The sequence below is a fragment of the Brevibacterium sp. genome (genome assembly GCF_052105255.1).
In the GTDB taxonomy this organism is placed as follows: domain Bacteria; phylum Actinomycetota; class Actinomycetes; order Actinomycetales; family Brevibacteriaceae; genus Brevibacterium; species Brevibacterium linens_B.
Genome location: NZ_JBQDYQ010000038.1, coordinates 23,823 through 30,467 on the forward strand (window position 1 = coordinate 23,823; position 6,645 = coordinate 30,467).

Consider the following 6,645-nt stretch of genomic DNA (forward strand, 5'->3'; position numbering starts at 1 on the left):
ACTAGCTGTGAAGGTTCAATGATCGCTTGGAAGTGCTGGACACACGCTGAACTTCCAGTGCGCGCTGCGCGTCGGCGAGGTTCTCCCGCATCAGCCGCACCAGGCCCTTCGGCGCGGAAGGATGATCGTCGAGCCACAGGGAAGTGGCGTCGACTGTGGCAGAACTCACCGGCGGGAACAGCCGCAGAGTCATCGTCTGCGCCATTTCCACCGTGCGCATCTCCCACCAGCCGGCCACCCGGGCGAAGTACTCCTCGGTGAAGGTCCTCAGCGGTGCCTCGGCTGCGATGAGCTCGCCGGAGGCCGTCTGCAGGCCGGTTCCGAAGCCGAGTGCGAGTGCCCCGAGTTCGGAGTTCGGCAGGTCGGCATCGTCGACGATGCGGGTGAAGGTCCGCGATTTCGACGTCGAGGTGGGGCGACTGGCCCGTGCGGTCGCGGCGTGGCGCACACCAGTGGCGCTGGGGTCCTTCCGGCTCATCTCTTCGACTGCGGAATCGTCGACTGCGTCGTTCGAGCACAGCCCGATGATGATCTCCCACGTCAGGTCGGTGTCCAGAGCGATCCCACAAACGCGTTCCGTCTGCGGCCGCAGCCAGGACTTCAGACGGTCCAGTTGACCGGGTGTGGTCGCATGGCGAATGAACCCGCGTACGAGCTGGAAGGCCTGATCCGTTCCCTCTTCGCTCGTCTCGAGCACCTCGATGAAACGGTCAGCCACCTCGGCGTGCATCGTCTTTCGCTCCTGAGGCGGCAGATAGGAGGCGACCGCGGTGTCGAGCTGTCGCATCTGCGTGAGTAGTCCCGACGAATGGGTGATGGCTCGAAGATGTGTGAGCACCGTGTCGATGTAATCCTGAACAGGACGTTCACCGTCACGGACCTCATCCCACAGGGTGGCCAGAACGAGCAGCTGGGTGAGCGAATCGTCGAAGTCGCCCAGCCTGCGAGCCGCCGTATCCATGCTGCGGGAGTCGAAGCGGACCTTCGCATAGCTGAGGTCCGCGTCGTTGACGACGATGACATCCGGCCTGGGCAGGCCTCGGGCCTCGTCCACGTCGACGGATTCCCCATCGATGTCGAGGGGGAACGAATGGGTGCGCTCGAGACGTCCCTGCCCGTTGTCCGAATAGAAGCCGACGGCAAGCCGGTGAGGTCGCAGGGACGGGGTGGGCTGTCCCGGAATCGACCAGGGCCGCTGAGTCACCTGCAGGGTGGCGATCGTCTGTTCGTCCGCCCCCGATTCCCCTGCTGCCGGCTCACCGTCCTCGGTGGTGATCACGGCCTCGAGAAGATTGACCCCGGATTCTTCGAGCCACAGCTTCGACCAGCGCTCCAGATCCCGGCCCGAGGTGGCCGCGAGCTCGGTGAGGAGATCGGAGAGCTCGGTGTTCGACCACGCATGCTTGTCGAAGTAGCTCCTCAGTCCGGCGAAGAATTCGTCCCGACCGACCCAGGCCACGAGCTGCTTGAGCACCGATGCGCCCTTGGCATAGGTGATCCCGTCGAAGTTGACCTCGACGTCGGCGAGGTCCTCGATCGGGGCGACGATGGGGTGTGTGCTCGGCAGCTGATCTTGTCTGTAGGCCCAGGACTTCTCGATCGTGGCGAAGGTCGTCCACGCATCGGCGAACTCGGTCGCTTCGGCCGTGGCCAGGGTCGACATGAACTCGGCGAAGGATTCGTTGAGCCACAGATCGTTCCACCAGCGCATGGTCACCAGGTCGCCGAACCACATATGGGCGAGTTCGTGGAGGATTGTGACCGTGCGGCGTTCGACCAGTGCTTCGGTGGGGCGGGAGCGGAACACGTAGTTCTCGAGGATCGTCACGGCACCGGCATTCTCCATGGCTCCGGCATTGAACTCGGGCACGAAGAGCTGGTCGTACTTCTCAAACGGGTAGGAGACGCCGAATTCGCGTTCGAAGAACTCGAAGCCGGCCTTCGTGATCCGAAACAGCTTCGTCGCATCGAGGTGTTCGAGCAAGGATGCGCGGCAGTAGAGGCCCAGCGGCACAATCGACCCGTCGGAGGATGTCAGCTGCGAATGCACGGACTCGTACGGGCCGGCGATGATCGCGGTGATATATGACGAGATCGGTGTGGTGGGGGCGAACTGCCACACCGCCATGCCGTCCTGCTGTGCCTCTCCGAGTTCGGCGAAGATCTCCTTCGGGTCGCTGGGTGTCGGAGTGGGCGAGTTCGAGACGACGGTCCACTTCTCCGGTGCGACGACGGTGAAGGAGTACGGAGACTTGATATCGGGCTGTTCGAAGACGGGGAAGACACGGCGAGCGTCGGGGACCTCGAACTGGGAGTAGAGGTAGACCTCGTCATCGATCGGGTCGACGAACCGGTGCAGGCCCTCTCCGGTGTTCATATAGGTGAAGTGGGCGTCGACGATGAGTTCGTTCTCGGCAGCGAGGTCGGGAAGGGTGATACGGGCCGGTGCGACCACCTCGGCGAGGTCGAGGTCGGTGCCGTTGAGGCGGACGCGCTCGACACTGGCGGTGATGGCATCGATGAACGTCGTCGAATCCGGTGCTGCAGTGAAGCGGATCCGTGAGCGGACGCGGAAGCTCTCACCAACTCCTGTGAGGATCAGGGTGTGCTCGTAGCTCGAAACGTCCACGATGGCGGAGCGTTCGCGTGCTTCGTCGCGGGTGAGGTTGTGTTGCGGCACTGTGGGGCGACCTTTGCTTCGGGAACCGGGTGTACTCGATCATTCTTTCATGGACACGCTTCACTGCCGCGGTGTCGGGACGACTGATCGGGATTCGACCGCTCTCCCCGCACTCGGCCGCTCTTGATAGATTGAGCACTGACACGATGGGTGCCCGGCATGGGGCCCGCACGCGCATGACAGAGGAGAGACAGTGAGCAAGGAAACACTCGATCTGTGGTTCGACACGGCCTGCCCGTGGGCATGGATGACCTCACGCTGGGGGCTCGAAGTCGCGAAGGTCCGCGACGTCGAGGTGAAGTTCCACCCGATGAGCCTGAACTTCCTCAATCGTGACAAGGACATTCCCGAGGACTACCGGGCACTGATGAACCGGGCCCTGGCCCCGATGCGCATCGTCACCGCCGCGATCGCCGAGCACGGTGAGGAGATCGCCGAACCTCTCTACACTGCGATCGGCACCCGGATCCACCCCGGCGGAGAGAAGGACTTCGAGAAGGCTGTATCCGAGGCGCTGGCCGAGCTCGACCTGCCGGCGGATCTCATGAAGTACGGCGAGACCGCCGACTACGACGCACTGCTCCAGGCCTCCCACGACGAGGCACTGAGTCTGGTCGGCGACGATGTCGGCACACCGATCTGCCACGTCGCCGGAACCGCGTTCTTCGGCCCTGTCGTCACCCCCGCTCCGAAGGGAGAAGACGCCGGCCGGCTCTTCGACGGAGTCCTCGCGGTCGCCTCGACGCCGGGATTCTTCGAACTCAAGCGCACACGTGACCAGGGCCCGAACTTCGACTGAGTCATTTGGGCCGAACCAAAGGCCGCGACCCAGCAGCCCGTTCACTCAGCGGACTCGATCGATCAAGAGATCCCACCGAAAGGCAGACATATGAAGGTCCACCTCGGCACCGACCACGCCGGATTCGAATTCAAGGAGGTGCTCAAGGCGCACCTCGAGTCAGCCGGGCACGACGTCGTCGACCACGGCGCCCACGAGTACGACGCTCTCGATGACTACCCGGCATTCTGCATCGCCGCGGCACAGGGAGTCGTCGATGACCAGTCAGCCGGCGTCGACGCTCTCGGAGTCGTGATCGGCGGATCGGGCAACGGCGAACAGATGGCCGCCAACCTCGTCAAGGGTGCACGCACCGCTCTGGCCTGGAACCCGGAGATCTCGAAGCTGGCCCGTCAGCACAACAACGCTCAGATCGTCGCCGTCGGTGCCCGCCAGCACCCGGAAGACGAGGCCATCGCCATCGTCGACGCCTTCTTGGCCGAGCCGTTCTCCGGCGATGAGCGCCACGAACGCCGCATCAGCATCATGTCGAAGTATGAGGAGCAGGGCCAGCAGGCTCTGTAAGAAGGAGAACAATGTGAATATCCACGGCGCTGTACTGCGCGAGATGAAGCGCCCCCGGCCCTTCGCCGAGTCGCAGCCGATTGCGATCGAGACCCTCGAGCTCGATGAACCGGGCCCCGATGAGGTGCTCATCCGAATGACGGCTGCCGGAGTCTGCCACTCGGATCTGTCTGTCGTCGACGGAAACCGCCCCCGGCCGCTGCCGATGCTGCTCGGTCACGAAGGGGCAGGCGTCGTCGAAAAGCTCGGTGAGGGTGTCGACGACCTCGAGATCGGGCAGCAGGTCGTCACAGTGTTCCTGCCGCGCTGCGGGGAATGCGCGAACTGCCGCACTGACGGCAAACTGCCCTGCACGCCAGGCAGTGCAACGAACGGTGCCGGAACGCTGCCGTTCGACGGGCACAAGGTGCGTCTCCACGACGAGACCGGCGCCGAGGTGCTCCACCACCTCGGTGCGTCCGTGTTCGCCACTCATGCCGTGGTCAACCGGGCATCCGTGGTTCCCGTCGACGACGATGTTCCCGCCTCCATCGCTGCCGTGCTCGGCTGCGCCGTGCTCACCGGCGGGGGAGCGGTGCTCAACGCGGGACGGCCGGGACCGGATGACGAGGTGATGATCGTCGGCCTCGGCGGAGTCGGAATGGCCGCGCTTATTACGGCTCTGTCGATCGAGACCGCCGGAGTCATCGGCGTCGACGCGAACCCCGACAAGCTGGTGCGGGCGAAGGAACTCGGCGCCGTCGAGGTCTACACCCCCGAGCAGCTCGGCCAGAGGACAGCGTCGATCGCCATCGAATGCGTCGGGCATGCTCGGGCCTTCGAGACCGCGTTCACGGCCACAGCTGTCGGCGGGACGACTGTGACGGTGGGGTTGCCCGCCCCGGATGCGCAGTCTCACATCACCCCGGTGACCCTGACAGCCGAGGCCCGGACCGTGATCGGCTCCTATCTGGGGTCGGCAGTGCCGAGTCGGGATATCCCCGTCTATGCCCAGCTGTGGAGGGAAGGCAAGCTGCCCGTCGAGGAGCTCATCTCCGACACGATCGGCCTGAACGAGCTCAACGAGGCCTTCGACGCGCTCTCCGACGGGACGGTCGTCAGGCAGGTCATCGACTTCGAGGCGTGAGCCTCACCTGAGATGTCTCCTTTGGTGCTACCTGACGGCGGCTGAGCAACCTAGCGCCAGGTATCTGGGCCGCCCTCAGGTAGTAATTGGGGGGTAGTTGTGCACGAGAAAGCCGCCCGGACCAGATGATCCGAGCGGCTGGAGTCTGTCGGGATGACAGGATTTGAACCTGCGACCCTCTGTTCCCAAAACAGATGCGCTACCAAGCTGCGCCACATCCCGCGACGGCTCCTATCTAACCACAGGCGGGTCTCGACTCGCACCTTGCGAATCAGGCAAAGCCGTCAATGCGACACACCTCACAGTTCCATCAGCTTGGCGACCAGGCAGGTGACGCAGGTCACCGAATGTCGATTTGGCGGTCGAGGAAGTTCTCGACTATAGTCGAACTCGCAACACGGGGATGTAGCTCAATGGTAGAGCCTCAGTCTTCCAAACTGATGGTGCGGGTTCGATTCCCGTCATCCCCTCCACGAGCCGGTCTGACCTGATGGTCAGGCCGGTTTCTTCGTTCTCGGAGGGGTAAGATCCTCTGATGACCACAGTGGATCAGCCGCCGGAGAGCATGCCCTTGCGCGATGAGGGGGACACTGCGTCGGCAATCGCGCGGCCCAGCCGGCGAGCGATGCTCACCGGAGCGGTCGTCGGTATCGGTGCGATCGGTCTCGGTTCGGCGATCACCTCAGCCCTCGCCGAGGCGGCCCGACCGGATCCCGTCCGCTCGGTCACGGCCGCCTACACTCGTTCGGGTCTGAGAGAGGCTCTCAATGCCGAATCCGCGCAGATCCTGCCCGCGCAGTCGCGAGTCATGCCGAATTGTGCCGATCCGGGCCCGGCGCGGAGGCAGCAGGAGTTCCTCGAGGGCTGCGAACCGTGGCTGGGGTCCCTGCCAGCCGACCGCCGAGAACTCGCGGTCTCGGCTCTGCTCGACCTGTGGGTGCTCAGTGACGAGCTGCCCGCCCCGGTCGCCGGGTGGGCGGGTGCGTGGCGCTATGTCTGGCCGCGGGATACCGCCTTCTGTGCAGTGGCTCTGGCGCGGGTCGGGCTCTCGGAGCTGGCATGGAGCCATCTGCGCTGCCTGCAGTCGGTGCAGTCGGCCGACGGGTCGTTCGCCGCCCGCGTGGAAGCGTCGACCGGACTGCCTCCGGACGATCGCGAGTCGCAGTTCGACTCCCTCGGCCTCGTCCTCTGGGCGGTCTCCGAAGTGCATTCTGTCTCCACGGCGACGACCGGCCAGTCCGACACCGGGGAACTCGATGATCTGCTGCGACGGACCAGTCGGCGCCTGTTCGACCTCACCGACCGCGGTCGCAGCCTGCCTCCAGTCGGCCCGGACTATTGGGAGGTCCGAGAATCACAGGTCACCCTCGGCTTGGCCGGACCGACTCTGGTCGGGATGAACTCACTGACCGCACTGACTTAGCCTTGATCCACCGATGCGAGTATCCGGATCAAGCCGCGCATGAAATGGAAATG

General features: G+C 64.5%; 5 protein-coding genes and 2 tRNA genes. 5 read left to right on the forward strand and 2 right to left on the reverse strand.

The features are described from left to right. Position 1: 1 nt before the first annotated feature. Complete coding sequence (gene pepN, locus ACTIIH_RS11145) at positions 2-2,680, reverse strand: aminopeptidase N (protein WP_441451782.1); 2,679 nt, start codon at positions 2,678-2,680, stop codon at positions 2-4. Between the two features lie 193 nt (positions 2,681-2,873). On the opposite strand from pepN, the gene ACTIIH_RS11150 reads away from it, so the two are divergent. From ACTIIH_RS11150 to ACTIIH_RS11160, 3 genes are all read left to right on the forward strand, one after another. Then, positions 2,874-3,479 (forward strand): mycothiol-dependent nitroreductase Rv2466c family protein, encoded by a 606-nt coding sequence (locus ACTIIH_RS11150; RefSeq protein ID WP_441451784.1) that lies wholly within the window; start codon positions 2,874-2,876, stop codon positions 3,477-3,479. Positions 3,480-3,569: 90 nt separating this feature from the next. After that, entirely contained in the window at positions 3,570-4,043 is a 474-nt protein-coding gene (locus ACTIIH_RS11155; RefSeq protein ID WP_441451786.1) for a ribose-5-phosphate isomerase, read from the forward strand. Between the two features lie 13 nt (positions 4,044-4,056). Next, the gene (locus tag ACTIIH_RS11160; protein ID WP_441090376.1) at positions 4,057-5,169 is read left to right on the forward strand and encodes an alcohol dehydrogenase catalytic domain-containing protein; all 1,113 of its coding nucleotides are present in this window, start codon (positions 4,057-4,059) and stop codon (positions 5,167-5,169) included. Positions 5,170-5,317: 148 nt separating this feature from the next. Here ACTIIH_RS11160 and ACTIIH_RS11165 read toward each other — a convergent pair. After that, positions 5,318-5,391: transfer RNA gene (locus ACTIIH_RS11165), tRNA-Pro, on the reverse strand. 177 nt (positions 5,392-5,568) lie between these two features. Here ACTIIH_RS11165 and ACTIIH_RS11170 point away from each other — a divergent pair. Together ACTIIH_RS11170 and ACTIIH_RS11175 are read left to right on the forward strand one after the other, a co-directional pair. Next, a tRNA-Gly gene (locus tag ACTIIH_RS11170) sits at positions 5,569-5,642 on the forward strand. A 62-nt stretch (positions 5,643-5,704) separates the two neighbouring features. Further along, positions 5,705-6,592: a hypothetical protein gene (locus ACTIIH_RS11175; RefSeq protein WP_441451788.1), complete on the forward strand. Its 888-nt coding sequence runs from the start codon at positions 5,705-5,707 to the stop codon at positions 6,590-6,592. Positions 6,593-6,645: the final 53 nt, after the last annotated feature.

Coding starts and splice junctions, on each gene's coding strand:
- ACTIIH_RS11155 (WP_441451786.1), top strand. CDS start 3,570: ATGAAGGTCCACCTCGGCACCGACCACGCCGGATTCGAATTCAAGGAG.
- ACTIIH_RS11175 (WP_441451788.1), top strand. CDS start 5,705: ATGACCACAGTGGATCAGCCGCCGGAGAGCATGCCCTTGCGCGATGAG.